Source organism: Gemmatimonadota bacterium (assembly GCA_016720805.1).
In the GTDB taxonomy this organism is placed as follows: domain Bacteria; phylum Gemmatimonadota; class Gemmatimonadetes; order Gemmatimonadales; family GWC2-71-9; genus Palsa-1233.
Genome location: JADKJZ010000001.1, coordinates 570,014 through 594,881, shown reverse-complemented (window position 1 = coordinate 594,881; position 24,868 = coordinate 570,014). Strand labels below are relative to the sequence as shown.

At 67.0% G+C, this 24,868-nt stretch carries 19 protein-coding genes, 1 other RNA gene and 1 pseudogene; 5 read left to right on the top strand and 16 right to left on the bottom strand.

Annotation, left to right across the window (positions count from 1 at the left end; all coding sequences use genetic code 11):
• The first annotated feature begins 16 nt into the window (after positions 1–16).
• Both IPP98_02800 and IPP98_02795 read left to right on the top strand, forming a co-directional pair.
• Entirely contained in the window at positions 17–556 is a 540-nt protein-coding gene (locus IPP98_02800) for a DUF2911 domain-containing protein (protein ID MBL0178038.1), read from the top strand.
• A gap of 6 nt (positions 557–562) precedes the next feature.
• Entirely contained in the window at positions 563–1,036 is a 474-nt protein-coding gene (locus IPP98_02795) for a hypothetical protein (protein ID MBL0178037.1), read from the top strand.
• Between the two features lie 17 nt (positions 1,037–1,053).
• Here the strand turns inward: IPP98_02795 and IPP98_02790 are convergent, their stop codons facing one another.
• The 3 genes and pseudogenes from IPP98_02790 to ssrA form a co-directional block, all read right to left on the bottom strand.
• Positions 1,054–2,211: a hypothetical protein gene (locus IPP98_02790; GenBank protein MBL0178036.1), complete on the bottom strand. Its 1,158-nt coding sequence runs from the start codon at positions 2,209–2,211 to the stop codon at positions 1,054–1,056.
• Positions 2,212–2,317: 106 nt separating this feature from the next.
• Positions 2,318–4,359 (bottom strand): annotated as a pseudogene (locus IPP98_02785) (S9 family peptidase).
• A gap of 87 nt (positions 4,360–4,446) precedes the next feature.
• Positions 4,447–4,816: a transfer-messenger RNA gene (ssrA, locus tag IPP98_02780) on the bottom strand.
• 124 nt (positions 4,817–4,940) lie between these two features.
• Between ssrA and IPP98_02775 the strand changes: the two genes are divergently transcribed.
• Complete coding sequence (locus IPP98_02775) at positions 4,941–7,280, top strand: S9 family peptidase (GenBank protein ID MBL0178035.1); 2,340 nt, start codon at positions 4,941–4,943, stop codon at positions 7,278–7,280.
• 88 nt (positions 7,281–7,368) lie between these two features.
• On the opposite strand, the gene IPP98_02770 is transcribed toward IPP98_02775, so the two are convergent.
• Both IPP98_02770 and dusB read right to left on the bottom strand, forming a co-directional pair.
• Positions 7,369–8,286: a hypothetical protein gene (locus IPP98_02770; protein ID MBL0178034.1), complete on the bottom strand. Its 918-nt coding sequence runs from the start codon at positions 8,284–8,286 to the stop codon at positions 7,369–7,371.
• A complete protein-coding gene (gene dusB / locus IPP98_02765; GenBank protein MBL0178033.1) occupies positions 8,283–9,275 on the bottom strand; it encodes a tRNA dihydrouridine synthase DusB in 993 nt (330 codons plus the stop codon). Before dusB ends, IPP98_02770 begins: the two co-directional genes overlap by 4 nt.
• Before the next feature lie 89 nt (positions 9,276–9,364).
• Here dusB and IPP98_02760 point away from each other — a divergent pair, with 89 nt between their 5' ends.
• Positions 9,365–9,817 (top strand): PTS sugar transporter subunit IIA, encoded by a 453-nt coding sequence (locus tag IPP98_02760; GenBank protein ID MBL0178032.1) that lies wholly within the window; start codon positions 9,365–9,367, stop codon positions 9,815–9,817.
• Between the two features lie 106 nt (positions 9,818–9,923).
• Here IPP98_02760 and guaA read toward each other — a convergent pair whose 3' ends face one another.
• From guaA to IPP98_02705, 11 genes are all read right to left on the bottom strand, one after another.
• Positions 9,924–11,477: a glutamine-hydrolyzing GMP synthase gene (guaA, locus tag IPP98_02755; GenBank protein ID MBL0178031.1), complete on the bottom strand. Its 1,554-nt coding sequence runs from the start codon at positions 11,475–11,477 to the stop codon at positions 9,924–9,926.
• Complete coding sequence (gene lysA / locus IPP98_02750; protein MBL0178030.1) at positions 11,474–12,733, bottom strand: diaminopimelate decarboxylase; 1,260 nt, start codon at positions 12,731–12,733, stop codon at positions 11,474–11,476. The genes guaA and lysA overlap by 4 nt, the downstream gene beginning before the upstream one ends.
• Positions 12,734–12,756: 23 nt before the next feature.
• A complete protein-coding gene (locus IPP98_02745) occupies positions 12,757–14,202 on the bottom strand; it encodes a proline--tRNA ligase (protein ID MBL0178029.1) in 1,446 nt (481 codons plus the stop codon).
• A gap of 4 nt (positions 14,203–14,206) precedes the next feature.
• On the bottom strand, positions 14,207–15,514 hold the full coding sequence (locus IPP98_02740; GenBank protein ID MBL0178028.1) for a histidine--tRNA ligase: 1,308 nt from the start codon (positions 15,512–15,514) through the stop codon (positions 14,207–14,209).
• A 26-nt stretch (positions 15,515–15,540) separates the two neighbouring features.
• A complete protein-coding gene (locus IPP98_02735; protein MBL0178027.1) occupies positions 15,541–16,800 on the bottom strand; it encodes a bifunctional folylpolyglutamate synthase/dihydrofolate synthase in 1,260 nt (419 codons plus the stop codon).
• A 61-nt stretch (positions 16,801–16,861) separates the two neighbouring features.
• Positions 16,862–17,719: an acetyl-CoA carboxylase carboxyltransferase subunit beta gene (locus IPP98_02730; protein ID MBL0178026.1), complete on the bottom strand. Its 858-nt coding sequence runs from the start codon at positions 17,717–17,719 to the stop codon at positions 16,862–16,864.
• A 106-nt stretch (positions 17,720–17,825) separates the two neighbouring features.
• Positions 17,826–19,070, bottom strand: a complete 1,245-nt coding sequence (gene rodA / locus IPP98_02725; GenBank protein MBL0178025.1) for a rod shape-determining protein RodA — start codon at positions 19,068–19,070, stop codon at positions 17,826–17,828.
• On the bottom strand, positions 19,067–20,929 hold the full coding sequence (gene mrdA / locus IPP98_02720; GenBank protein ID MBL0178024.1) for a penicillin-binding protein 2: 1,863 nt from the start codon (positions 20,927–20,929) through the stop codon (positions 19,067–19,069). Before mrdA ends, rodA begins: the two co-directional genes overlap by 4 nt.
• Complete coding sequence (gene mreD, locus IPP98_02715) at positions 20,926–21,450, bottom strand: rod shape-determining protein MreD (GenBank protein ID MBL0178023.1); 525 nt, start codon at positions 21,448–21,450, stop codon at positions 20,926–20,928. Before mreD ends, mrdA begins: the two co-directional genes overlap by 4 nt.
• A complete protein-coding gene (locus IPP98_02710; protein ID MBL0178022.1) occupies positions 21,450–22,292 on the bottom strand; it encodes a rod shape-determining protein MreC in 843 nt (280 codons plus the stop codon). The genes mreD and IPP98_02710 overlap by 1 nt, the downstream gene beginning before the upstream one ends.
• Before the next feature lie 2 nt (positions 22,293–22,294).
• Positions 22,295–23,302, bottom strand: a complete 1,008-nt coding sequence (locus tag IPP98_02705; GenBank protein ID MBL0178021.1) for a rod shape-determining protein — start codon at positions 23,300–23,302, stop codon at positions 22,295–22,297.
• 286 nt (positions 23,303–23,588) lie between these two features.
• On the opposite strand from IPP98_02705, the gene IPP98_02700 reads away from it, so the two are divergent.
• Complete coding sequence (locus IPP98_02700; GenBank protein MBL0178020.1) at positions 23,589–24,797, top strand: argininosuccinate synthase; 1,209 nt, start codon at positions 23,589–23,591, stop codon at positions 24,795–24,797.
• Positions 24,798–24,868 lie beyond the last annotated feature (71 nt).

The following is a 24,868-nucleotide window of genomic DNA, read 5'->3' as shown; positions in this document are numbered from 1 at the left end:
CCCCCTGGAGTACCGCATGCTGATGCTGTCCCTGCTCGCCCTGACCCTCGCCGCCGATCCCGCCTGTACCCCCCAGCGCCCGGCCGCCTCCGTCGCCACGCGCGCGTCGAAGTACGACTCCACCACGACCAAGGTGGGGACGGCGGTGGTGAAGGTCTGCTACGGCCGCCCGTTGATGAAGGGGCGCGCCATCTTCGGCTCGGCGTTGGTGCCGTACGGCAAGCTGTGGCGGACTGGCGCCAACGAGCCGACGATCATTCACACCACCGGCCCGATCACGGTGGCGGGCGTCCGCCTCGAGGCCGGGAGCTACTCGCTCTACACGGTGCCGATGGCTGGCGCGTCGTGGGACGTCGTGATCAACCGGTCGGTCTCGCAGTGGGGGATCGAGAGCGCCTATGACGGGGTGAAGGCGCAGGAAGTCGGGCGCGGCAAGGCACCGACGATGCCGATGTCGCCGCCGGTTGAGGCGTTCACCATTTCCGCGGCCCCGACCTCGCTGAACCTGAGCTGGGAGAAGGTGATGGTGATGATTCCGATGGCGGCGGCAAAGTAGTTCGCCATGTCCTACCCAGCCCCCCTTCCCTTCCGGATCAAGATCCCCGACGAAGACTCGGTGGAACTGACCGAGGTGCGTTCGATCACCACCAAGGTCGAGGGGCTGTTGCACCTGGAGGCGGACCGACTGGTTCTCGAGTGGGCGGTGACTCGCACACTCGAGGAGGTCGGCCTGAGCAGCGTGAAGGAAGAGACCGAGACGTTCGCCCCCGAGGAGGCCGAGGTGCCCATCGACTGGCTGGCGGGCGTCTCGTTGGCCGGGGGCATCCTCTTTCCCCGGCTGGTGTTGCGCGGGCGGGGCCTGCGCGTCTTCGACGGCGTCCCCGGTGCGAAGGGGCCCCGGCTCGAGTTGTTCTACGCGCGGAGCGACCGGATGGCAGCGGTCGCGATGGTCCGCGCGATCGAGGCGACCATGGAGTCGCCGCGCCTGGACGATTCGGGCGAGACCCAACGGCTCGGCAACAGCGACGCTCGCTGACACTCCACGGTGCGCCGCTAGCGCACCATGCGCGTCGCGCCGGCCATCGTCCACGTCGACGGGTCGGCCGAGCACATATTCGGGGCCGTCTGCGGGACCTTCCGGATCATGAGCTCACCCGGCCCGGTCATCATCAGCAGGACGTTGATGAAACCACCGGCCCCCGGCGCAGGGGCGTAGCAGTAGATCAACCCATCCGCCGTAACCTGCTCGAAAGGACGGTTGACGCGACCCTCCGTCGCGCGGGGGACCACCAGCACGGTGGCGCCGAGAATGTCCGGACCGAGGCTGAGCGCGAGCTCGGCTTCCGGCTGGTACGGGTAGTTCGCCAGGGTGATGTAGCCGGTTTCGTTCCCTTGCACCGGCTCCGTAATGCTCGGCAGCGCCCAGACCCCCTTCGCGGTCCCAGCGACGTCCACCACCATGGTTCCGCAGCGCGGCTCCCCGCTTGATGCCCTCGGCACGCCGCTCAGGTCCCGCAGCTTGGTGTAGAGTTGGGCCTTGATCGTCGCGTCGAAGCGTTCCCACGGGCAGACGGATCGCAACACCGGCTCGGGGAACCGCCATCGCGCCACATAGGCATTCGTCACGCGCGCGTCCAGCAGCCCGAAGTCGAGCCCCATGAGGCCGAGGGCGATCGAGAAGCCGCTCGTCCCCATCGGTTGTCCGGCGGTGAGCGAGACCTTGTCGACGCGCGCGGTGCAGCTCTCGATCGACTCCAGCGCGGTGCTGTAGCGTTCGCACTCCTTCCAGCCACCGTCCGGCACCGGGATCGCGGTCGAGAGCGACGAGAGGTGGCCGAACCAGCCGGAGATATCCTTGCACACCTGGAATTCGGCGGTGTAGTCCTCGTGCCCCTGCCGGTTGGGCGACGTGATGTAGCGGGTCCGGCGGAGCTTGGTGATCTGGATGGCGCCGGGAGAGCGAACTTCGGCGCCTTCGGTTCGGAGGATGAAGCCGGTGTGCGCCGTGGGCAGGGTGTGCCCGGGCGCACCGAGCCCGCCCACGACGGCGATCGCCTCGATGTCGCCAAGCGCCACGGGAATCGCCGTGAAGTGAGGGTCTCCCCCGCACGCCTCGCCCGCGGGACCCACCAGATTCTGTCCGCACGCGGCAAGGGCCATCGTGAGCACGGCGAACACGCTGCGGCGAAGGGCGCGGAGTTGGGAGCGCATGATGCCTCTGGGGGAGGAGGGTCGGCGAGCACCCGGAGTATACCCCCAGACGGCGCGGCACGGGCGGGTGGCGCCCCGCAACGCCCCGGGGCACCCGTCCCATCGGCTATGCCACGCCAAGCACCGTCAGCAGGAACGCGTAGTCGACGGCGTATTCGCGCAGCCGGTCGTACCGGCCAGACGCGCCGCCATGCCCTGCCCCCATGTTGGTGAGGAAGAGCAGCGGGGCGTCGGTGGTCTTGAGCGTCCGCATGCGTGCCACGTACTTGGCGGGCTCCCAGTACATCACCTGTGAGTCATTGAACGCCGTGCGCACCAGCATCGGTGGGTATGGCCGTGCCGACAGATTCGTGTAGGGGCAGTACACGCGCATCCAGGCAAACTCCTCGGGGAGGCCCGGATTGCCCCACTCCTCGTACTCACCCACCGTGAGCGGCAGCGTGGCGTCGGACATGGTGTTGATCACGTCCACGAACGGGACCTGCGAGAGCACTGCCGCGAAGCGCTCGGGGCGGAGGTTGACGACCGCACCCATCAACAGCCCGCCGGCACTGCCGCCCTCGATCGCGAGGCGATCCGCGGCCACGATGCGATGCGTGACCAGGTGATCGGCACACGCGATGAAGTCGGTGAAGCTGTGCATCTTCTCACCCATCCTCCCGGCATCGTGCCACGGTTTGCCCAGCTCGCCCCCGCCACGAATGTGGGCGATCGCCACCACCATGCCGCGTTCGAGCAGCGAGAGACGATTCGACGAGAAGGAGACCGGGTAGGGATAGCCGTACGAGCCGTAGCCATGCAGGAGTGCCGCCGCGGTGCCGTCTTCGGGCACATCCGCGCGACGCACCAGCGAGATCGGCACCTGCGTGCCGTCGGGCGCCGTGGCGTGGATGCGGCGCGAGACGAAACGGGCGGCATCATAGCCGCCGACCACCTCCTGCTGCTTGAGGAGGGTGCGTTCACGCGTGCGCAGATCGTAGTCGAGCACGGATGACGGCGTGACCAGCGATTGGTAGCCAAGGCGATAGACCGTCGCGTCGAATTCGGGATTCGCGTGCGGATAGCACTCGTAGGCCGGCTCGGGAAAGGCGATCCGGTGCATCGCACCATCCGCCAACCGATGGACGGCGATCTGGGGCACGCCGTCCTCGCGCTCGTGCACGATCAGGTGATCGCGGAAGCACTCCATCCCCTCAAGCATGACGCCGTCGCGATGCGGGACGACCTCGGTCGCCTCCGCCAGCGTCCCCCCCCCGACGGGAAGCGTCACCAGGCGAAAGTTGCGCCCCGTGTCGTTGATCCGAACGAAGAACCGGTCGCCGTGATGATCGACGTCATACTCGCGGTCGGCGATCCGCGGGAGCACCAGTTGCCAGGCGTCAGCAGTGCCGGCGCGCCGCACCCGGGCTTCCGACGTCGTGTGGCTGCCGCTGAACATCACGAGCCATTCCCGACTCCGGGTCCGCGCGATTCCCACGTTGAACGCCTCGTCGGCCTCGTGGAAGACGAGCGTGTCCTCCTCCGCGCCGAGCCGGTGGTACCAGACATCACACGAGCGCTTCGTCTCGGCGTCCTCGACGCCGTAGTAGAGTGTCTGGCCGTCGCTGTCCCACGCCACCGAGGTCACGCGTTCACGCCGGACGGGCAGCAGGGTGCCCGTGCGCAGGTCCTTCACCGCTAGGGAGTATTGCCGGTAGCCGCTATCATCGGTGCTGTAGGCCAGAGCCAGCCATCGTCGCTCACCGCCATGTCGCCGAGCGCCATGAACGGCTTCCCCTCGGCGAGCAGGTTCAGGTCGACCAGCACCGTCTCCTCCCCCTCGGTCGGCGAGCCATGCCGACGGCAGTGGATCGGGTACTGCTTCCCTTCCTCGGTCCGGGTGTAGTACCACCAATCGCCCTTCCGGTACGGCACCGAGAGATCGGTCTCCCGGATGCGGCCGAGCATCTCCTGGTAGAGTTGCTCCTGCAGCGCCGCCGTCGGTGCCAGCCACGCGTCCGCCCACGCGTTCTCGGCCTCGAGATACGCACGGACCGCCGGGTCCTCCTTCTGACGGAGCCAGGCGTAGTCGTCGGGGAGCGTCTCACCGTGACGGACGGTCGTGGTCGGGTGGCGGGGCGCGACGGGCGGAGCGAGTGGAGAGGCCAAGAGATGTCTCGTGCAGGGAGAGGGTAAACGGTAAACGGTGAACGGGATCGCGGGGATTGCCCGTTCACCGTTCACCGTTCACCAACCAAATGGAGGCGCAGGGAATCGAACCCTGGTCCGAATCAATTTCCGGGACCGCGTCTACGTGCGTAGGCTCCGCTTCGAACTTGGCGTTGGGCCGGTGCCGAGCCGACCTTCCCAACGTTGACCTCCTGAAGTCTCGCTTCTGGCGTCGGAGGACCACCAGTCGCTATTCCGGATTAATGATTCCGATCAGAACGCCCCGGACGGGCTTTCATCTCGGAGGTGCGTGAAGCGAACTACTTAAAGCTCAGCTTACGCAGCCATCGCCAGATCAGTGTTGGCAATTGTGTTTTTTTCCGAAGGGATTATCCAGGACCCCGGACCTGGGCACGCGGCGATGCCTTCTACCAACCCGTCGAAGCCGATCGCCCCCGTGCCCGAAGAGTAACCGAAGCTCCGGCGCTGGGCAAGTCCGGCGCATGGAGACTGGAGTCTCTCCCTCCGAGGATGGATATTAGGTGACTTCCCTCCATTCCCTCCCTACCCGTGGGTCCTCCATGCGCTTGCCGCTTGTCGCGCTTCTGCTCGTCGCCCCTGCCCTCCAGGCCCAGACGCTGCCGCTCCGCCAGTCGAAGCTCGATGCCTCCGCCCGAGACGCCTCGCTCCGCGTCCCGCTCGATTCCACCGTCGACGCCCGCTGGCTGGGGATCACTCCCGGCGCTCCACGCTGGGACCTCGAGGGGCGCTGGATCTATTTCTCCTATGACACCGTGGTGAAGCCTGCGGAGCCGGTGGCCCCCGAGGCGCCGTGGTTCCGCGTCTCGCGTGACGGGAAGAAGATCGAGGGGGTGAGTCGGGAGATCGCCACGAAGATTCCGATCGGCGTCCAGTGGACGCGCGATGGGAGTCGCGGCGTCTGGAGTGCGCGGAACGAGCTCCGCATCTGGGAGCGTGGCAAGGGCGAGCGGCTCCTGCGTGCCGGCCTCGAGGGTGGCGGCTTCAGCTGGTCGGAAGACGACACCGAGCTGCGCTTCCAGCGGAACGGCGACCTCTTCGCGCTCAACCCGACCACTGGCGTCGAGCGGCAACTCACGCGCACCAGCGTCAAGTTCGAGGCACCGAAGGACAACAAGAACGCCGCCGAGCTCAAGAAGGAGCAGGTCGAGATCTTCGACTTCGTCAAGCGCCGCAAGGAGCAGCAGGACTCGGCGAAGGCCCGCGCCCGCCGTGACCGTGTCGCGATGCCGGCCGTCGTCCTCAAGCCGAAGAAGGACGACACGATCGGCGATCTGGCGATCACGCCGAACGGGAAGTACGTCAGCTACATCGCCACGCCGAAGGTCGAGGAAGGGTCGACCGTCTTCGGGGACTACGTCAACGATTCCGGCATCGTGATCTCGCGGACGTCGCGCGCCAAGGTGGGCGCGCCGTTGGCACAGAGCCGTGCCGCGATCATTCCCGTCGACCCGATGGCCGATCCGGACAGCGTCGCCATCACCTTCGTCGACACCGCCGGCTTTGGCAAGCCGGTCCGCGCCACGGACCTGCAGTGGAATCGCCAGGGGACACACCTGATCGGCGAGTTCGCCTCGCTCGACTACAAGGACCGCTGGGTGGTCCTGGTCGATCCGGCCACCGGCAAGCAGTTGAAGACGCTCGACCACCAGCACGACGACGCCTGGCTGCTCGAGCCGCGCGGCCTCACCTGGATGCCGGACGGCGAGCACATCGCCATCCGCACGGAAGAGACCGGATGGGATCATCTGGTGCTGGTAGCGATGGACGGGACGCGCCGCGCACTCACCAGCGGTCAGTGGGAAGTGCGCTCGGCCTCGCTCTCCCGCGACGGCAAGTGGTGGACCCTCTCCACCTCCGAGGCACATCCGAGCGAGTTGCACCTCTACCGCATGCCGGCCGACGGCGGACCGCGCACCCGCATCGACAACCTCGGCGAGGGCGAAGTCACCGCCGTCTGGGCACCGGGCGAGGACGGCGCCGTGCTCCGCTGGAGCACCCCGAAGGAGCTGGCCGATCTCTACCTGATGCCCAGCCTTGCGGCGGCGCCGATCCGCGTGACGAAGAGTGGCACCGACATGTTCTGGAAGCTCGCCTGGCCGACCAGTGACTTCGTCACCTTCGATGACGATCAGGGGAAGCCGGTGTGGGCGCGCGTCTATCGGCCTGCCACGCAGCACGCCAATCGTCCGGCGGTGATGGAGATCCATGGCGCGGGCTACGCCCAGGGCGTCCACAAGGCGTTCTCGGGCTCGGGTGCGCACGGCGGCTCGCTCTATGCCAAGCACCTCACCGACCTCGGCGTCACCTACATGGTGCTCGACTACCGCGCGAGCGCAGGCTATGGTCGCGACACGCGTACGGCGGTGTATCGCAGCATGGGGGATCGCGATGTCGCATCGGCCGTCGCGGCGGTACCGTTCCTCAACGCGCAGTACAACGTCAACCCCGACCGCGTCGGCCTCTACGGCTGCTCGTACGGCGGCTTCTTCACGCTGATGGCGCTCTTCAAGCACCCCGGGGTGTTCAAGGGTGGCGTGGCGCAGTGCTCGGTGACCGACTGGGCGCACTACAACCACTGGTACACCGCTCGCATCCTGAACGGCGCACCGGCCACCGACTCGGCCGCGTACCGGGCCTCGTCACCGATCTACTTTGCCGCAGGCCTCAAGGATCGCCTGATCATCCAGCACGGCCTGGTCGACAACAACGTGACGTATCAGGATGCCGCCCGGCTGACGCAGCGGCTCATGGAACTGGGGAAGGACTTCGACTTCGTCACCTACCCGATCGAGGCCCACGGCTGGCAGAACTCGTGGTCGAAGCGCGACTCGCAGCGTCGGATGCAGAAGTTGTGGGAGGAAGTCCTGCTGAACCGATGATCGATGGTCGATGATCGATTTGGGATGATGGATGATGGATGATGGATGATGGCGGCATGCCTATCGAACATCGATCATCCATCATCGTTCATCCGCCGAGCCACCCCTTCCGCCGAAACCACACAAAGATCGCTGCCGAGACGCCGACCATGATCACCAGCACCGCCGGGTAGCCCCACGGCTGCGCCAGCTCCGGCATGTGGGCGAAGTTCATCCCGTAGATGCCGACGATGAAGGTCAACGGAAGGAAGAACGCCGAGAAGACGGTGAGGACGCGCATCACTTCGTTGTTGCGATGCGAGGCAACTGCCAGGTGCACCTGCTGGAGGTTGTTCGCTTCATCAAGCAGCTGATCGGCCCAGAACAGCAGTGCTTCGACCGATTCGCGCACGTCCTGATAGAGCGGCTCGGCGCGCTCGGCCTGCGGCACCAGCTTGTTGATCACCTGACTGCTCTGCCAGAGGATGCGGCGGATCAGCGAGACGCGGCGCTTGAGGTTGTGCGCCTGCTCCAGCGAGGGCGGCGGGCCGCCGTCAAAGAGCCCCGCCTCGATCTGGTCGAGCAGCTGCTCGGCCAGTTCCAGCGGCTTCTCGTAGGAACTCAGGATGTTGTTGCCGAGCCCGAAGAGCAGCAGCGGGAGCGTGCACGCCTCGCCGGTGATTTCGCCGCCGCTGCCAAACCGCTCGCGCAGCTTGGCCACTTCGTGCAGGTCCACCCGATGGACCGTGAGCGCAAAGTTCGGCCGGAAAAAGATGGCGACCTTGCGGGTCAGTTCCTGGATGGACGAGGCATCGTCCTTGGCGGAGTCGTCGTGGGCCCGGAGGATCAGGAAGGTGGCGTCGCCGATCTTCTCGTGCTTGGGGAGGTGCTCCGGATCGAGGCAGTCCTCCACCACGGTCGGGTGGAGGTCGTACGTGCGGGCGAGGTCCTGGAGGTCGAGCCGGGAGGGAGAGACGACGTCGAGCCAGGTGAACGCCTCGCTCTGGACGACGCGATGAAGGGTCACGCCGCCGTCGCGAAGGATTCGCGGGCGAGGTAGTCCGCGAAGATCTGCTCGGCCTCCACCAACGACTCGACCTGGAAGAGCTTCCCGCGCAGGGCCGTCGCCGCGTGCAGTCCCTTGGTATACCAGCCGAAGTGCTTGCGGAACTCGATCATGGTGTGGCGCGTGTTGCCTTGCAGGCGCAGCGCCAGACGCGCGTGTTCGAGTGCCACCGCGAAGCGCTCCGCCGGCTCGGGCGCGGCCGGCTTCGGTTCACCGTTGAGCAGCGCACGCGCATCACGGAAGAGCCAAGGATTTCCAAAGGCGCCCCGGCCGATCATGATCCCGGCGCAGCCGGTGTGCTCGTGCATCCGGAGCGCGTCCTCGGCCGTCACCACGTCGCCGTTGCCGATCACCGGCACATCCAGCGCCTCGACGACGCAGGCGATGTCGTCCCAGTTCGCCTTGCCGGTGAACATCTGCGTCCGGGTGCGGGCATGGAGCGTGAACGCGGTGGCGCCGGCGTCCTGCATCCGGAGCGCGATGCCGACCGGGTCACGCGATTCCTCGGACCAGCCGCTCCGCGTCTTGACCGTCACCGGGAGGTGGGTCGCGGCGACGCAGGCGCGGATGATGTCGTCGACCGTGTTCATGTCGCGGAGGCAGCCGGAGCCGCCGTTCCGCTGGACGACCTTCTTGACCGGGCAGCCGAAGTTGATGTCGATGAAGTCAGGTCCGTAGTGCTCGGTCACCAGGGCCGTGGCGTGGGCCATGGCGTCGGCGTGGGCGCCGTAGATCTGGATCCCGATCGGCCGCTCGACCTCGTCGAACTCCGCCCCCTCGAGGGTGGAGGTTATCCGCCGGCGGATTGCCTCGGCGTTGAGGAACTCGGACAGCACGACGTCCGCCCCCAGCCGACGGGAGATCCGGCGGAAGGGGGGCTCCGAGACCCCGGCCATGGGGGCCAGGAAGAGCGGAACGTGGTCGGTACCAGTCGGATACGGGAACTGCATCCCCCTAATCTAGGGAGGAGGTCGGACCGAGGGGAACCCTCGGCGGCCCCGGCGTTGAAGGGGGACCCCGGTGGGATTAGCCTTCCGCCATGTCCCTCCACGACTTCTTCGCGCCTGAATCGATTGATCTGGCCCTCCATGCGGCCGACCGCCAGGCCGCGCTGGCCGCCTCGGTCCGCCTCCTCCGGCTCGACGCCCGGGCCGAGGAAACCCTGCTCCGGGTCCTCAATCGGCGGGAGCAGCTCGGGTCAACGGGCATGGGCCGAGGGATCGCGATTCCTCACTGCCGCTCCCTCGTCGTCCCGCGCCTCCGGATGGCCTACGCCCGGCTTGCCGAGCCGCTCCCCTGGGACGCGATCGACGGCAAGCCGGTCCGCCACGTCTTCCTGATCGTGGCGCCCCCCCTCGAGGTCTCCAACCAGTACCTCCCCACCCTCGGCCAACTCGCCGGCTTCGCCAAGGAGCCCGGTAACCTGGAGAAGCTGGAACTGGTGCAGACGGCGGGGGAGTTCCTGGAGTTGTTCGGGCCGAAGAAGTCATGAGTCGTTAGTCGCTAGTCGTTGGAGGTGCGGCGGTCGGCTCGCTGGCCTGAGGGGCAGCCGCATCTCCTAACGACCAACGACTAACGACTAACGACCAACGACTCCCCTACTCCCACTCAATCGTCGCCGGTGGCTTGCTGCTCACGTCGTAGACGACCCGCCCGACGCCGGCCACTTCGTTCGAAATCCGGCTGCTGATCTGTCCGAGCACGTCGGGCGGGAACGGGAACCAGTCGGCCGTCATCCCGTCGCGCGAGGTCACCGCGCGGAGCCCGATCACCTGATCATAGCTGCGCTCGTCGCCGGTGACGCCGACCGAGCGAATGGGCAGCAACACCGCGAACGCCTGCCAGATCTGGTCGTACAATCCGGCCGCGCGGATCTCCTCGATGTAGATCGCATCGGCCTGACGCAGGAGGTCGAGCTGCGGCCGGGTGATTTCGCCGAGGATGCGAATGGCGAGGCCGGGGCCGGGGAACGGATGCCGACCGACCATCTCCTCCGGCAGGCCCAACTCGCGACCCACCTGCCGCACTTCATCCTTGAACAGTTCGCGCAGTGGCTCGATCAGCTTGAACGGCAGCCGCTCGGGCAGTCCGCCGACGTTGTGGTGCGTCTTGATCGTCACGGAGGGACCGCCCGTGGGCGAGAAGGACTCGATCACGTCGGGATAGAGCGTGCCTTGCACCAGAAAGCCGACATTGCCATCGACATCCTTGGCCGCCTGTTCGAAGACATCAATGAACCGATGGCCGATCCGCTTCCGCTTCGTCTCCGGATCGGTGATTCCGGTCAGGTCGTCGAGAAAGAGGTCGGTGGCGTCGATCGTGCGGAGGTCGATGCCGAGATGGCTGCGGAACGTGCGCTCGACCTGGGCGCGCTCGTTGAGGCGCAGCATGCCGTGATCGACGAAGATGCAGGTCAAGCGATCACCGATGGCGCGGTGCACCAGCGCGGCAGCCACCGATGAGTCGACGCCGCCCGAGAGGCCGCAGATCACGCGGGTGTCAGGCCCCACCAGCTCGCGGATACGGGTCACCTCGGATTCGACAAAATGCTCCGAGGTCCAGTCCGGACTGCAGCCGCAAATGCCGAAGAGGAAGTTGCTGAGGATTTCCCCACCCCGCGGGGTGTGCGCCACCTCGGGGTGAAACTGGACCGCGTACAGCGGCTTGCTGAGGTGCTGAATCGCCGCGACCGGCGAGTTCTCGCTGGACGCCGTCACGCGCCATCCCGGCGGCGCCTCGTCGACATGGTCACCGTGGCTCATCCAGACGGGCGTCGTCGCGCCGGGCACAAAGCCCGCGAAGAGGTCACCATTGCCGATCGTCACATCGGCTCGGCCGTATTCCCTGCGTGACGCCCGCACCACGCTGCCACCGGAAAGGTGCGCCAGCAGCTGCATGCCGTAACAGACGCCAAAGACCGGAATGCCGAGTTCGAGGAGCGCCGGATCGGCGGTCGGCACGCCATCGCCGTACACCGAATTCGGACCACCCGAGAGGATGATCCCCTGTGGCTGCCATTCGCGGATCCAGTCGATGGTGCGTGATGGCGGATGGATTTCACAGTAGACGCGCTGTTCGCGCACGCGGCGGGCAATCAGCTGCGTGTACTGGGAGCCGAAGTCGATGATCAGGACGCCAGCAGGGTGATTCACGGGGACTCGTCGGCGAAGGGGTCGGCGATCTCGTCGCGAAAGAGATCGGTCAGGCGCTCGCGCGGGCGGATCACGGCCCACCGGCCGTCGTCCACCAGCACCTCCGCGGCCCGTGCGCGGGTGTTGTAGTTGGAGCTCATGCTGAAGCCGTAGGCGCCCGCGCCGAGCACGGCGAGCAGCTGCCCTCCGGCCACCGGAGCGAGCGGGCGCTCGAGCGCGAGGAAGTCGCCGCTCTCGCAGATCGGGCCGACGATGTCGGTGAGCAGCGGCTCGCCCTCGATCGTGTCGACGGGAACGATCTCGTGCCATGCCTTGTAGAGTGCCGGGCGCATCAGGTCGTTCATCGCCGCATCGACCACGAGAATTTCACGGCCGCCCGAGTGCTTGCGATAGATCGCCTTGGTCAACAGCACGCCGGAACTCCCCACGAGAAAGCGCCCCGGCTCGACATGGATCGCGCAGCCGCTGCTGGCGAGCGCCGGCGCGAGGGTGTTCACCCATTCGGCGGGATCGAGCGGCTCCTCGTCGCGGTAGAGAATGCCGAGCCCGCCGCCGATGTCGAGCACCTCGGGCGCATGGCCCGCGGCGCGCACCTGGGCCAGCAATTCGAGCATCCGACTGACGCCGGCCTCGTACGGTGCCGTGGCCAGCAACTGTGAGCCGAGATGCATCGCCAGGGCATTGAGGCGGAGTCCGGTCGAGGCGTCGATCACCTCCAGCGCCTCGGGAAGCTGGTCGACCGGAATGCCGAACTTGAGGCCGCCCTTCCCCGTGGAGATATAGGGATGCGTGTCGACCGTCACGTCAGGATTCACGCGGATGCCGACCGTCACCGTCGCACCGCGCAGGTCGGCGAACATCGCAAGGCGCCGCAGTTCGGCGAGCGATTCGACGTTGACGTGGCCGATTCCGGCCGCGATCGCCGCGAGCAGTTCGTCGTCGGTCTTCCCCACCCCGCTGAATACGATATCCTCGGGGGCGAAGCCGGCCGCCAGGGCGCGCAGCATCTCGCCACCCGACACGATGTCCGCCCCGGCACCGAGTCGCGCGAGCAGCGTGAGGATGGCAAGATTGGAGTTGGCCTTGACCGCGTAGCAGATGCGGTGTGGCAAGGCGCCGAAGGCGGCGTCGAGACGACGGTACTGCGAACGAATCGTCGCCGCATCGTAGCAGTAGGTCGGCGTGCCGTACTGCTCCGCGATCAATGGCAACGGGACGCCGGCCATGGCCAGCGTCCCTTCGCTCGTGCGGGCCATGCCCGCGTCAACAAGATGTGTGCTCAATACGCCCTCGCGAAGAGTGCCTCGACGACCGCGGGCCGTCCGGTCCAGATGCATGTTGTCGGCGCCACCGGCGACCGGAACTCGGCGTCCGGCAAGCAGCGGATCGTCGCCTTGGTCTGCTCCTTGATCTCCGCCTCGACGGCCGGGTCGCCACAGAATCCGGCGTAGACGAAGCCGCCGTTCCCTTCGAGGAAGGCGATGAACTCTTCCTTCGATTTCGGGCCACGGAGCGACGCCGCCTCGCGCCGGGCAATGGCGGTCTCGAGCAACTGCTGCTGCATCGCCGCCATCTCCTGCTGCAGCCGCTCGGCCAGGCCCGCCATCGGGATCGGCTCCTTGCCACCGAGCCGCCGGGCGAGCATCACCGTGCCGGCCGCGAGGTCGCGCGGGCCGAGCTCGAGCCGGAACGGCGTGCCGCGCGCTTCCCACTCGTAATACTTGGCCCCGGGCTTCATGTCGCGCAGGTCGGTCGTCACCCGGATCCCGGCCGCCCGAAGCTCAGTTTGCAATGCGGCCGTCGCGGCGAACGTCGCGTCGCGCTCCTCGTCCTTCCGCCAGATCGGGACGATCACTACCTGCCACTGCGCCAGTCGCGGCGGGCAGACCATCCCGGTGTCATCACCGTGCGTCATGATCAGGCCGCCGACCAGTCGGGTCGACACACCCCACGAGGTGTTCCAGACGTGATCCAGGCCCCCTTCCGGCGTCTGGAAGGTGACGTCGAACGCCTTGGCGAAATTCTGCCCGAGGTTGTGTGACGTGCCGGCCTGGAGCGCCTTGTTGTCCTGCATCAGCGCTTCGCACGAGTAGGTGCGCAGCGCGCCGGCGAACTTCTCGGCGTCGGTCTTCCGGCCGGTGATCACCGGCATCGCCATCCACTCTTCCATGAAGCGGCGGTAGAGGCCGAGGATCATCAACGTCTCCTCCTCCGCCTCCGCCTCGGTGGCGTGCGCCGTGTGCCCTTCCTGCCAGAGGAACTCGGTGGTGCGCAGGAAGAGGCGCGTGCGCATCTCCCAACGGACGACGTTGGCCCACTGGTTCATCAGCAACGGCAGGTCGCGCCAGCTCTGGATCCACTTCGAGAACATCGCGTAGATGATCGTCTCGGAGGTCGGACGCACCACCAGCGGCTCTTCGAGTTCCTTGCCGCCGCCGTGGGTCACGACCGCGAGCTCGGGCGCGAAGCCCTCGACGTGCTCCGCTTCCTTGGAGAGGAAGCTCTGCGGAATGAAGAGCGGGAAGTAGGCGTTCTGGTGCCCGGTCGCTTTGAAGGCGTCATCGAGGGCTCGCTGCATCTGTTCCCAGATCGCGTAACCATTCGGCCGGATGACCATGCAGCCGCGCACCGGGCTGTAGTCGGCGAGCTCGGCCTTCATGATGAGGTCGTTGTACCAGGCGGAGAAGTCCTGGGCCCGGGGAGTCAGCGCTTTATTGTCAGCCATGCGGTCAGGGCATCCGGAAAAGGAGATCACGACAACGGGCCGGCAGCGCCTCGCGCGCCACGGCCTCCTGCGTCTTGCCGACCAGATCCTTCAACTGGACCTCGCCGCGGGCCCGGTCATCGGGGCCCATCACGATGGCCAGCCGCGCGCCCCGCGCATCGGCCAGCTTGAGCTGACGGCCGACGGCCGCCTCGCCGAAGACATATTCGAGCCGGAGTCCCGCATCACGGAGTTCGTGGGCCAGCCCCAACAGGTGCGGCTGATCTTCCGGGGTAACGCCGACCAGGAAGAGGTCGATCGGCGGCGGCGGCGTCGGGCGCAGCCCGCGGTCCTTCAACAACTCGCCGAGGACGACGTCGCCCATGCCGAAGCCGAGGGCGGGGAGATCGACGTCGCCGAGATTCTTGAGCAGCGTGTCATAGCGGCCGCCACCGCAGATGGCCCGGAGCGAGCGCCCCGCATCGAAGAGTTCGAACACCGTGCCGGTGTAATAGGCGATGCCGCGCACGATGGTGAAGTCGATTTCGATCCAGTCGCCAAGCCCCATCGCCGTCAACGCGTCGACGGTGGCGCGGAGTGGGGCGACCGCCTCGGACCCGCCCGCCAGCCCCATCACCGCCGCCTCGACCTTCTCGAGCCCGCGCAGCGACGCGATCGCGATCAGGTCGTCCGGCGTCGCGGGCGCGTATGCTTGCGGCACTGCACGGCGCTTCTCGATCTCCTCGGGCGACATCCGCTCGAGCTTGTCGATGAACTGGTACGCCGCATACATCCCCGCATCGCTCACGCCGCGCGCGCGCAACAGCGCCGTCAGCGCGCGACGATCCGAGAGGCGGACCTTGACGTCGGCGGAGTCGAGCCCGAACTCGCGCATCACGTCGATCGCCAAGGCGATGATTTCGGCATCGGCCAGCGGACCCGCCTCGCCGATCAGGTCACAATTGAGCTGGAAGTGCTCGCGAAGGCGGCCGCGCTGCTGCCGCTCATAACGGAAGAGCTGCGGGATCGAGAACCAGCGGATCGGCTTCTTGAGGCCGTTCGCCCGCTCCGCCACCATCCGCGCGAGCGTCGGCGTCATCTCAGGCCGCAACGCGACCGCCCGGTCGCCCTTGTCGACGAAGTTGTAGAGCTGGCCGACGATCTCGTCGCCGCTCTTGGCGGTATACAGCTCGAGGGTCTCGAGGGGCGGGCCGTCATACTCCTCGAAGCCGTACCGCGTGGCCACCCGACGCCAGGCCGCGAAGATGTGCGCCCGGAGGGCGAAATCGACGGGCGGGAAGTCGCGGAATCCGGGGAGGGGCTTCGCAGTCATGGCGCAAAATAGTCGGGCGCCACCCCTCACCCCAGCACCTCCACCCCCCGCGCCTCCATCACGTCCCCGACGGTGTGGAACGACCCCGTGACCACGATCGTCCCCGCCCCCTGCTCCACCACCCGCAGCGCCTCGCGGAAGTCGGGGATCAGCCGCCAGCGCGCTCGGGCAGCCGGTCGTTCCGGGTCGGCCAGCCATCGCTCCAGCCAACCGAGGTCCCAGCGGCGAGTATCGGCGCTGGGGGCCACGGTGAGGATGCCCACGTCGAGGGCCCGGTCGAGTTCCACAAGCATCGCCGGCCAGGCCTTGTCGCCCAGAATGGAAACCAGGCCGTGAACCGGACCGGGGAGGCGGAGCTCGGCCAGGGCCGACGTCAGCGACCGCATCCCATCGGGATTGTGCGCCACGTCGAAGAGCCACCGGCCCCGGCGGTCGAGGCGCCCTGCCACGCGGGTCCTGGAGAACGCCTCGGCCATTGCCTGCGCCGGAACCCGAAAGGCGGGCGGGAGGGCCGTCAGGGCTGCCTGCGCCACCGCAGCATTGCGTCGCTGGTGTGGCCCGAGCAGTCCGAGCGGACCCTCCCATCGCGCCTCCGAGGGCACCACGATCACCGGGAGGGTGGCGGTGGGGTCGGAACGCTGGACCGCCGTGGTGCCCGCCGCGACGAGCATGGCCACGATCGCCGGGTCGGGGTCGCCCACCACGAACGGCACCCCTGGCTTGGCGATCCCCGCCTTCTCGCCGGCAATCGCCTCGAGGGTGTCGCCAAGGTAGCGCTGATGGTCCAGCGCAATGTGCGTCACGACCGTGACCAGCGGCTCGAGGACGTTGGTGCTGTCGAGTCTGCCGCCGAGGCCGACTTCGACGACGGCGATCTCGACGCCGCGCGCCGCAAAGTCGGCGAAGGCGATGGCCGTGGTGGCCTCGAAAAAGGTCGCGCCGGCCGTGACGATGGTGGGCTGCAGCAATTCCGTCCATGCCGCGACCGCCGCCTCGCTGATGGGCATGCCATCAACCCGGATGCGCTCACGGAACGAGACGAGATGGGGCGAGGTGTAGAGCCCGACCCGGAAGCCGGCAGCGCCGAGTGCCTCGGCGATCAACGAGGCCGTACTCCCCTTCCCGTTCGTCCCCGCCACGTGAATCGTGGCGTACTGCCGCTGCGGATTCCCGAGCGCGTCGAGCAGCGCGCGTGTCGTGTCGAGACCGAACTTGATCTGGGTCGTGCGCGGGAAGAGAAAGTCGAGCGCGTCCTGATACAGCATCGTCACGAAGTCAGATCCCATAGCAACGCGCCCCGCTCCGAATCGGGAGCGGGGCGCGACAGCCGAACGTTGAAGCCGAGACTCAGGCGGCGGTGCCGCGAAGCCGGTGTCCCTGCATGTGGCGGAGCAACCGTGCGGTCGTCTCACGCAACGAAGCGCGCGGGACCACGTCGTCGATCTGCCCCTTGTCGAGGAGGAACTCTGCCGTCTGGAATCCTTCCGGCAGGTCCTGCCCGATCGTCTGCTTGATGACCCGCTGTCCGGCGAAGCCAATGACAGCGGCCGGCTCGGCGAGGATGACGTCGCCCTGCATCGCAAAGGATGCCGAGACACCACCGGTGGTCGGATCCGTCAGGATGGAGATATACGGGATGCCGGCCAGCTTCATCTGCGCGATCGCCGCCGAGGTCTTCGCCATCTGCATCAGCGAGAGCGCGCCTTCCTGCATGCGTGCGCCACCGGAGGTACAGACCAGCACCATGGGGATCTTCTTCTCGGCCGATCGGCGGGCAAGACGGGCAATCTTCTCACCGACCACCGAGCCCATCGAGCCGCCCATGAAGCGGAAGTTCATCACGCCCAGATTCAGCGGATGTCCTTCGAGCTTGGCGAAGCCGGTGTAGATCGCGTCCGACGCGCCGCCCTTCTTGCGGGCGGCGACAAGCCGCTCGGCGTAGTGCTCGAATGCCAGAGGGTCGACCGACTGCAGCTCCGGGTACAGCTCCTTCCAGGTCCCTTCGTCGGTCAGCAGCTCGATGTACTCCTCGGCCGAGAAACGCTTGTGTGTCCCGCACTCGGGGCAAACGTTGAGCGCCTTCTCGAACTTTTCCCGGATATCTATATGCCCACAGGACTCGCACTTCTCCCAGGCATCCGCCGGAATTTCCAGGCGTTCCCTGGTGGCGGTTCTGGTCTTGCGCTCCTTCTTGAACCACGCCATGACGGTCATACGACCTCGCGTAGGGCGGCCTTGCTAGCGGCCGACAGGAAGCTTCAACGTGCGCTCAAAAGTCAGTTCGCGCAAGACCTTGACATGCAAGTGCTTGTCATGAATCAACATAGCCAGACGCCCGGGCCTCCGCCGCCGCCCGAAACGCCATCCCCAGCCCGAGGAACAGGGCCAGGAGGAAGGAGCCCCCGTAGGAAAAGAAGGGCAAAGGAATGCCTGTGATCGGCATCAAGGAGATCGTCATCCCGACGTTTTCGAACAGGTGGGTCAGCACCAACCCGATCAACCCGAATATCACCAAGGATGCGTAGGGGTCGGAGGTTCGTCGCGCGATCCGAACCAGGATGAAGAAGAAGGCCAGAAAGAGCCCCAGCGCGACCATCACCCCGAGGAAGCCGAATTCCTCACCGACGATGGCGAAGACGAAGTCGGTCCAGTGCTCCGGGATCCCGCCGGTTCGCTTCAAGGGACCATCGGTGAAACCACTCCCGAACCAGCCACCGGAACCGATCGCCACCTTGCTCTGCATCGCCTGGTAGCCTGGGCCTCGACGATACTCCTCCGGATTCAGAAAGGAGAGGATCCGATTACGCTGAAAGGGGCTGAGTCGCGCCCAGACGACGATGGCAAGCGTGCCCATGGCCGAATTGGCGAGAAAGACGAAGATCGACTCGAGAATGAATGGCCGGATCCAGAGCAACGCGAGGAAGACCACAACCATCCAGATGCTCCAGAGGGTGGTGTTCCATGCGAGAAAGAGCGAGACGACCGGTGAGATCAGCAGGAAGAGCAGCGACGGTGCCACGCCGGACCAGAAGAGCATGATGAAGAGGATGCCGGCGAAGACCATGGCGCTGCCGAGGTCGGGCTGCTTCAGCACCAACAGCGCAGGAACCAGGGCGATGGTGATCGGCGCGACGAGGCCGCGGAGAGTGGTCGGCGGATCGCGGCGAGCGGAGAGCCACCTCGCCAGCATCAGGATGGTCGCCAGCTTGGCCAGCTCGACCGGCTGGCCGACGCGTCGGCCGGCGATCGTGAGCCAGCTGCTGGTGCTCGCAGCCGATCCCTCGCCACCCGAGCCGAGACCGACGATGGTCAGCACCAGCAGGGCCAGGCCGAGTCCGTAGACCCAGGGCGCGGCCCAGTCGAGAATCCGAAACGACATCCTGTAGGTGAAGGCCGCTGCGATGGAGCCGACGCCGAGCCACATCAACTGACGCGTCCAGATCCCGGTGGCGCGCATCGCCACATCGGTCTGCTCGGCAGAGAAGAGGATCAGGGTGCCGAAGAGCGCCAGGGCGAACACCACGATCAGGAGCGGCCGATCCAGGTCGCGAATCATGGCCTGGTTCCCCGCCGGCCGGTGTCCCGCGGCGTGGCCAGCGGCGCGCGGGGGATGGAGTCGCCGACCACGGTGGTCGTGTCTTCCGTCACCAGAATGCGGGCGCCCGCGACCGGCTGGCCGAGGAACTTGCCGATCGCATTCACGACATAACCTGCCACCGACGAACCGTGAAGCCCTTCCTCCACGACGATGCCGACGACGATCTTCGGCGCGTCGGCCGGCGCATACCCGATGAACCAGCCGAGGTCCTTCTGCGGCGGAAACTGTCCGGTCCCGGTTTTCCCGGCGACCTTCAATTCACGGCCGCCGGAGGCGGCGGCGGTTCCCATGTCGACGACGGCAGCAAGCGCGCTGCGCAGGCCCTGCAGCTGATCGGGCTTCAGGCCCAAGTCCCATGTCTTGGCCGCGGTCCGGCGGCGGACCATGAAGGGAGCGCGGCGAACGCCATCGGTCGCGAGCGCGGCATAGAACGAGGTCATCCCGACCAGCGTCTGCACGTTGCGGCCCTGCCCGATGGCGAGGTTGAGCAGCTCACCCTTCGACCAGCTGGTCCCGCCACTCTTGCGGATGTAACTCTTGACCGTCGGAAAACCCGCTGCCTTCTCGCGCTCAAGATCGACGCCACTCCGCTCGCCGAATCCCATCGAGGCGCCGTCGTCGAGGAGGGGGTCCCGATCGAGCATCAAGCCGAGCTGGTAGAAGTAGACGTCGCACGACGTGGCAATGGCCTGTGAGAGCGTGAGCGACCCGTGGCCGCCGTCGCGCTTCCAGCAGCGGAAGTTGCGATTGCCGAACTGGAAGCCGCCGGTGCACGGGGTGCGCATCCGTGTATCCATCGTCACCAGGCCGCGGCGCAATCCCATCGCGGCCGTCGCGAGCTTCCACGGCGAGGCGGGCGGATACGTCGCCTGGATCACCCGATCGAAGAGCGGTCGGTTGGGGTCGTTGGCGAGCAACGAATAGGTCGGCGCGTCGATGCCACCGACAAAATCATTCGGGTCGTAGGACGGAAAGGAGATGTACGCGAGGATCTCCCCCTGCGGCGTCATCGCGAGCAACGCGCCGTTCTTCCCCGGCAGCGCGGCGCGCCACATCGAGTCGACGAAGCGCTGCAGCGGAAGGTCGATCGTCGTCTTGATGGAGGCACCGGGCTGCGGCCGGATCGAACCGCTGACACCGCGGTCGCGAATGGTGCGTCCCTTGGCGGTGACTTCGACGTAGCGGATCCCCTGGCGGCCCCGCAGGATCGAGTCGTACTCGACTTCCAGCCCGTTCTTGCCGACAACCTCCCCCTGGCGCGCATTGGGAAAATTGCCGGACTCCAACTCGCGTTCACTCACCTCGCTGACGTAGCCCACCAGGTGCGCCACGGCGGTACTGTCAGGGTAGCGACGCGACGGCTCCGCCTGGATCACCAGCCCGGGAATCGCGGCCCGGTGCTCCTCCAGCGTCGAGACAATCCCGAACTCGCCCGACGCGAACACCAGCACTGGCTCGTACTTGGTGGCCGTCCATCGACGCACGACTTTCTCGACGTTGACCGAGTCCGCGGGCACGAAGGCGCGCAGCCGGTCAAGCACCGACCGCAGCGAATCCTCGCTCGTGGCCAGCAATCGGATCGAGTACCCGGGCACGTTCTCCGCAATCAACAGCCCGTTGCGATCGAAGATCTCCCCGCGAGGCGCGGGGAGTGGAATCGGGCGCAGGCGGCTCCCTTCGGAGGCCAATCGGAATTGTGCGCCATCCACCACCTGTGCCTTGAAGAAGGCGCCTCCCAGGATCAGGAAGATGAGCGCGAGCACCGCTTGTGCGCGCCCGGCCCGCTCGGAGAGCTGCCACGATTCCCAGGCGCTCATGGATCGATGCGGATCGCGAGCCAGTCGCGGAAGAGGACGACCACCAGCACGCCGACCGCCGCGGTGCTGAGGCCCTGCAGTGGCGACCAGACCGTCAGCTGCACCAGCAGCGCCGAGGCGGCCGTACCGCTCAGCAGCAGGACGATCAAGTTGCGCACCCACGTGCCGACTGCGAAGAGTGCCGCGTTGACAAAGAGATTGTCGGCGAAGAAGACCGATCGACCCCACGACGCGCCCCACCCAACCAGCACATGGGCCAGAATCCCGGCGCCGAAATGGGCCGGCGTCAGCACATCGGCCACCAACCCGACCGCGAAGCCGATCACCGCGGCCACGCCCGGTGGCTGCCGAATGGCCAACAACAGCAGCGCGAGCAGAAGCAGGTCGGGCACCCAGGGTCCCGTCACCACGGACGGCAGGAGGTAGGCATCCGCGAAGAGGAGCAGGAGCACCACCAGCGCGATGCGGACCCGATCGGTGGAGCGGGTACGGCGACGACGGTCCGAGGAGCGGAAGGCCATCAGGGCCCCTCCCCGCCCGGCAGCGGCAGGAAGGTTGAGTCGCGTGGCGCTGTGAGGATCAGCACGTGGGAGACCACGCCCGGGTTCACGAAGGGGCGGATCAGGTAGACCCGTTCATATCCCAACTCATCGCGCCCGATCCGCGCGACCGTCCCGATCGGGATGCCGCGCGGGAAGACCCCGCCGAGCCCGGAGGTGAAAACCTTGGTGCCGATGGTCAGCGAATCACGAAGCGCGACGCCACGAAGCTCCAGCAGCGGCTGGCGCCCTTCCATCGTCGGGGAGGGTTGGACCATGCCCAGGATCCGGCCGTCGCCGGTCACCGCCGACGATCGGAACTCGGGATGGGCCCAGGTCATCACGCTGCTCGTGCTGGGTCCGGCATTCCAGACCGCGCCGAGCAGCCCTTCGGCGGTGACGACCGCGGCGAAGGAGTCGACGCCCACGCTCCGGCCAGCTCCCACGAGCAACATCCGGCCCTCGGTCGACGCGGGCCGGTGCAGGACTTCGGCCGCCACGTATGGATGCACCAGCCGCTGCCTGAGCCCCACCAGCGAGCGCAGGTTGTCGTTCTCCTGTTGGAGTGCCCCCTGCTGCTGAATGGCCAGTGCCAGCGAGTCGCGCTGGAGCTGGATCCCCTTCAGCCGAAAGCGGGCCGTCAGATCTTCGGCGGCGCGGGTCTGGAGCACCACCATCGGACGGAAGGCGGTGTTGCGGAGCGCCGCGGTCAGCCCCTGGGCCCAGGAGCGGGGCAGCACGAGGGCGATCAGCGCGAGCGCGACGCAACCGGCGAACAGGAAGAGGTCGCCGCGGGCGGTCTCACGTCCGGCGCGACGCCCCATGGTCAGGTCACAAGGACGCTACGGTACTTCTCGAAGTCGTCCAGGATCCGGCCAGTCCCTCGGACGACGCAGGTGAGCGGATCCTCGTCGACGTGGATCGGGAGTCCGGTCTCCTGCTGGAGCAGCATGTCGAGGCCGCGGATCAGCGCGCCGCCACCGGTCATCACGATGCCGCGATCGACGATGTCGGACGAGAGCTCGGGCGGAGTGATTTCGAGCGCGCGCCGCACGGCATCGACAATCTGCTGGACCGGCTCCTGCACCGCTTCGCGGATCTCGCTCGAGTGCACGCGCACCGTCTTCGGGATGCCGGAGACGAGGTCGCGCCCCTTCACTTCCATCTCGCGCTCTTCGCTCAGCGTGAACGCCGAGCCGACCTTGATCTTGATCAGCTCGGCCGTCGGCTCGCCGACCAGCAGGTTGTAGTTCTTGCGCATGAACATCACGATGGCCTGATCAAGCTCATCGCCGCCGATACGGATCGAGGTGTCGGAGACGATGCCGGAAAGGGCGATGACGGCGATCTCAGTCGTGCCACCGCCGATGTCGATCACCATGTTGCCGGTCGGCGTTTCCACCGGCAGGCCGACACCGATCGCGGCCGCCATCGGCTCCGCCACCATGAGCACCTGCTTGGCGCCAGCCGTCTCGGCCGAGTCGCGCACCGCGCGTCGCTCGACTTCGGTGATCCCCGACGGCACCGCAACGATCACCTTCGGCTTCACCCGGAAGAAGTGCTTGTCGATGATCGTCTTGAGGAAGTAGCGCAACATCTTCTCGGTCACGTCGAAATCGGCGATGACGCCGTCGCGCATCGGCCGCACCGCGACGATGCCGTCCGGCGTCCGGCCGAGCATCCGTTTCGCTTCGAGTCCGATCCCTTTCACGCGACCAGTCGCCTTCTCGATGGCGACGACGGACGGCTCGTTGAGCACGATGCCCTCGCCCTTCACGTAGATGAGCGTGTTCGCGGTGCCGAGATCGACGGCAATCTCGTTGGCGGGAAGCAGGGAGCCGAAGGAGGGAAATTTCACGTGACAAACCGCCGGGTCGGGTCGGAAATGGGCCAGGATCCTGTCCTAAAGTGACCGCGGCGCAGACCACGCGCAACCGCTTGTCCGGAGCCACCTTGGGGGGAGTCGTGAGCAGGCGCTCACCCGGGCCACACCGATCGGTCGGGAGGGGGTCGAGTGAGTGCGCGCTCATCGACACCAGCCGCCTTGCCGCCCTGCCCCGTTCGCCCCATACTCCGCCCGGTCACCACGCCACTCACTGCCTGCCGTCCCGGAGTCGTCCATGCCGCGCACCATCGCCCTCGCCTATTCCGGCGGCCTCGATACCTCGATCATCGTCCCCTGGCTCCGCGAGCAGTACCCCGGGGCGCGGGTGATCTGCGTCGCGGCCGATATCGGCCAGGGCGACGAGTTGGCCGGTGTCCGCGAAAAGGCGATCGCCTCCGGCGCCGACGAGTGCCAGATCCTCGACCTCCGTGAGGAATTCGTCCGGGATTTCGCCTTCCCCACCCTCCGCGCCGGGGCGATCTACAACCGGACCTACCTGCTCGGCACCTCCATCGCCCGGCCGCTCATCGCCAGGGCGCAGGTCGAGGTGGCTCGGCAGGTGGGGGCCGACGCCCTCGCGCACGGCTGCACCGGGAAGGGAAACGACCAGGTGCGCTTCGAGCTCACCTACATGGCGTTCGCCCCGGAGCTCGAGGTGATCGCCCCCTGGCGGGTCTGGAACATCCGGTCGCGTGAAGACGCCCTCCGCTATGCCGCCGACCACCACGTCCCGGTCGTCGCGACCAAGGAAAAGATCTTCTCGCGCGATCGGAACCTCTGGCATGTCTCCCACGAAGGAGGCAACCTCGAGGACCCCGCCTCGGCGCCGGTCGAGGAGATGTTCCTGATGACGACCGATCCGCGCCTGGCCCCGGACACACCTGAAGACGTGGTGATCGAGTTCGAGGCCGGGACGCCGGTCGCGGTGAATGGTGAGCGGATGGGTCCGGTCGCGTTGCTCGAGCGACTGAACACGATTGGCGGTCGGCATGGTGTGGGGCGCGCCGACATCGTCGAGGATCGTCTCGTGGGAATGAAGTCGCGCGGCGTGTACGAGACACCGGGCGGCACCATCCTGTACGCCGCCCATTCGGAACTCGAGCAGTTGGTGCTCGATCGCCGCACGCTCGACGCCAAGGATGTGATCGCACCACGTTACGCCGCGCTGGTGTATGAGGGTCGTTGGTGGACGACAGAACGCGATGCGTACGATGCCTTCATCGGCGTCACACAGGCCCGCGTCACAGGCGATGTCACGATGCGACTCTACAAGGGCGCCTGCCGCGTGATCGGGCGACGCTCGCCGCATTCGCTCTACGACGAGGCAACCGTGACCTTCGGTGAGGACAACGTCTACCAGCAGTCGGATGCCGCCGGCTTCATTCGGCTGTTCGGACTGCCGCAGCGCGTCGCTGCATTGAAGGGGCGCACCGCCGGAGGGTGACCCAGCGGAGGGGGCGTGAAGAACCGGCAGTCGGCGAGTAGATTTGGCGGGTTCCCACCCCATCTGCTCCG

Bases quoted from the DNA above. Each gene is read 5' to 3' on its own strand.
- IPP98_02800 (MBL0178038.1), top strand. From the start codon at position 17: ATGCTGATGCTGTCCCTGCTCGCCCTGACCCTCGCCGCCGATCCCGCC.
- IPP98_02795 (MBL0178037.1), top strand. From the start codon at position 563: ATGTCCTACCCAGCCCCCCTTCCCTTCCGGATCAAGATCCCCGACGAA.
- IPP98_02790 (MBL0178036.1), bottom strand. From the start codon at position 2,211: ATGCGCTCCCAACTCCGCGCCCTTCGCCGCAGCGTGTTCGCCGTGCTC.
- IPP98_02775 (MBL0178035.1), top strand. From the start codon at position 4,941: ATGCGCTTGCCGCTTGTCGCGCTTCTGCTCGTCGCCCCTGCCCTCCAG.
- dusB (MBL0178033.1), bottom strand. From the start codon at position 9,275: ATGCAGTTCCCGTATCCGACTGGTACCGACCACGTTCCGCTCTTCCTG.
- IPP98_02760 (MBL0178032.1), top strand. From the start codon at position 9,365: ATGTCCCTCCACGACTTCTTCGCGCCTGAATCGATTGATCTGGCCCTC.
- lysA (MBL0178030.1), bottom strand. From the start codon at position 12,733: ATGGCCCGCACGAGCGAAGGGACGCTGGCCATGGCCGGCGTCCCGTTG.
- IPP98_02745 (MBL0178029.1), bottom strand. From the start codon at position 14,202: ATGGCTGACAATAAAGCGCTGACTCCCCGGGCCCAGGACTTCTCCGCC.
- IPP98_02740 (MBL0178028.1), bottom strand. From the start codon at position 15,514: ATGACTGCGAAGCCCCTCCCCGGATTCCGCGACTTCCCGCCCGTCGAT.
- IPP98_02735 (MBL0178027.1), bottom strand. From the start codon at position 16,800: ATGGGATCTGACTTCGTGACGATGCTGTATCAGGACGCGCTCGACTTT.
- IPP98_02730 (MBL0178026.1), bottom strand. From the start codon at position 17,719: ATGGCGTGGTTCAAGAAGGAGCGCAAGACCAGAACCGCCACCAGGGAA.
- rodA (MBL0178025.1), bottom strand. From the start codon at position 19,070: ATGATTCGCGACCTGGATCGGCCGCTCCTGATCGTGGTGTTCGCCCTG.
- mrdA (MBL0178024.1), bottom strand. From the start codon at position 20,929: ATGAGCGCCTGGGAATCGTGGCAGCTCTCCGAGCGGGCCGGGCGCGCA.
- mreD (MBL0178023.1), bottom strand. From the start codon at position 21,450: ATGGCCTTCCGCTCCTCGGACCGTCGTCGCCGTACCCGCTCCACCGAT.
- IPP98_02710 (MBL0178022.1), bottom strand. From the start codon at position 22,292: ATGGGGCGTCGCGCCGGACGTGAGACCGCCCGCGGCGACCTCTTCCTG.
- IPP98_02700 (MBL0178020.1), top strand. From the start codon at position 23,589: ATGCCGCGCACCATCGCCCTCGCCTATTCCGGCGGCCTCGATACCTCG.